Raw genomic sequence first — 2,524 nt, forward strand, 5'->3', positions numbered from 1 at the left:
AATCATGGGTAATCAGGTAAGATTTTAGACAATACTAAACCTGTAAATAATTGACTTGTGATATCTTTTCAAGGTGCAAGGTGAAGGGCTTTATTACTATGTGATGTAGGGAAGCTGATTAAGATATGAAAGGCTCTACAATACTATGCGCTTAGCCTGATAGATATAAGGGACTAAAAATAATGAAAGAATTTGATATTAAAAAAATAATCAAATCTTTAAAAAACGCTTACGGCGAAGAGTTTATTTCTAGCATAACAATGCAATTGCACAAGCTTATTGACGCAGATTACACCTTTGTAGCGAAGTTAGACTTAAATCGTCGAGTTTCTCAAACAATATCTCTTGCTGCGGGGGATAGCTTTGGAAAAAACTTTGAATACGCCCTCCAACACACACCATGCGAAGATGTAAGCCAAAATAACACCTGTGTTTATTCAAAGGGTGTTTGTCACCATTATCCAAATGATCAGTTGCTTATTGACATGGGAATAGAAGGTTACATTGGTTCGCCGCTATTAAATTCTTCAGGGCAGGTTTTTGGTCTTATAGTAACCTTGTTTAAACATAAAATAAGTCATACGGAAAATATTAGCGCTTTATTTGAACTCTTTGCTGGCCGTATTTCCGCTGAAGTTGAGCGATTAGAAAAAGAGCAAGAAATAGCGGCCAATAGTCAACGATACAAGGCAGTATTATCAACATCTAAAGATGGCTTTTGGGAAACAGACATTGATGGGAAAATATTGGAGGTAAATGGCGCCTACTGCAAAATGTCTGGCTATTCAGAAGAAGAGTTAATGGACATGTACATTTGGCAGTTAGATGCGGAGCAACCAAAACCAATAGTTCTGAAAAGGATTGCAAAGATCTGTCTAGAAGGAGGGGCAATATTTGAATCTACTCATCGCCATAAAAATGGTCAAATATTTCCAGTCGAAATTATGGTTAGCTACTCAGGTATAGAAGGTGGCAGCTGTTTTGTATTTATCCGGGATATCTCAGAAAGAAAAAGGCATGAAGACAAGATTAAACACATGGCTTATTTTGATGAGTTAACCAACCTACCTAATAGACAATTATTAACAGATCGATTAAAGCAATCGTTATTGATGGCAAATCGAACGAAAAAGCTAGTTGCTATATTATTTTTAGATTTAGACGGTTTTAAAGAAATTAATGATCAGTTTGGTCACTCTGTTGGTGATGAGGTTCTTGTTTCTGTGTCAAACCGAATTATGGGGACATTACGCGAAACGGATACCTTTGCTAGGATTGGAGGAGATGAGTTTATCATGGTACTACCAGGGCTTGAGTCTGTCTTGGAAGGTGAAAAAATAGCCAAGCGCACGATTGAAGACTTTAGTAAGCCATTTGATATACAAGGCAACCGGTTACATATATCTACAAGTATAGGCGTTACCTACTACCCCATTGATAATAATGATACAGACATTTTGTTGCGTCATGCCGATCAGGCTATGTATGCAGCTAAAAAGCAAGGAAAGAATACTTATTCCATATTTGACACCGTAGAAAACACTCTAGAAGTACAGCGATATCAAAAGGTTGCAGACTTTAAGCGTGCAATAGAACAAGATCAACTACGCCTTTACTATCAGCCTAGAATTTATTTGCGATCAGGTTGTTTAGCTTCTGTGGAGGCGTTAATTAGATGGCAGCATCCAGATAAAGGCTTGTTAGCACCAAGCGCTTTTTTACCACATATCAAAGATTCCCCTTTAGAAATAGCATTAGATGAATGGGTGCTAAAAAAAGCGTTAGAACAACAAGTAGAATGGCTAGAGCAAGGGCTAGAAATAAATATCAGTGTAAACATTTCTCCAAGATATATTAGTCAACAAAGTTTTGTTGACTATTTGCGCCGGCTATTAGATTCCTTTCCACATGGAACCGCTCGTTATCTAGAGATAGAGATTGTCGAAAATCATGAACTCGGTGATGTTAAGGCAGTCGCTAACATTATGAACCAATGCAAGTCCTTAGGTGTTACCTTTTCTTTGGATGATTTTGGAACAGGATATTCGTCGTTAAATCATTTTCACAGTTTACCGCTGAGTGTATTAAAAATAGATCAATCCTTTGTTTATAATATAGAGACTAATGAGCTCGATAAAAATATTGTTAAGGGTGCAATTCAACTGGCTCACGCTGTAAACATGCCTGTTGTTGCAGAAGGAGTGGAAACGGTGCAACTTGGAAAAATATTAAAGGAATTAGGTTGTGAACTAGCACAAGGGTATGGAATTGCGAAACCTATGCCTGCGGAAGAGCTCTTTACTTGGTCTAAAAACTTCGAACATGGCACTGTATGGAAGTCTTTATAACTGAGTTAAAATTGGATTCTTTAATTAAATCATTGGTTCATGAGCACTTAAATTATGAACAGCTTCAATGAGTACATAAGCTTGACGCAACTTTAGACTGAGCCGCCAATTATAGCGGAGCATCAGTGTTCGGACCGACATTCCGCACCTGATTGGGGATTTTTTTCGGCGATGAT

Annotated in this window: 1 protein-coding gene; it reads left to right on the forward strand. The window is 37.6% G+C overall.

All coding sequences use genetic code 11. From position 1 onward, the window contains the following. The first annotated feature begins 182 nt into the window (after positions 1-182). Positions 183-2,348, forward strand: coding sequence for a putative bifunctional diguanylate cyclase/phosphodiesterase (locus BN1125_RS06555; RefSeq protein ID WP_052446083.1), 2,166 nt, complete (start codon positions 183-185; stop codon positions 2,346-2,348). Positions 2,349-2,524 lie beyond the last annotated feature (176 nt).

This window comes from Aeromonas fluvialis (assembly GCF_000819885.1).
Taxonomy (GTDB): Bacteria; Pseudomonadota; Gammaproteobacteria; order Enterobacterales; family Aeromonadaceae; genus Aeromonas; species Aeromonas fluvialis.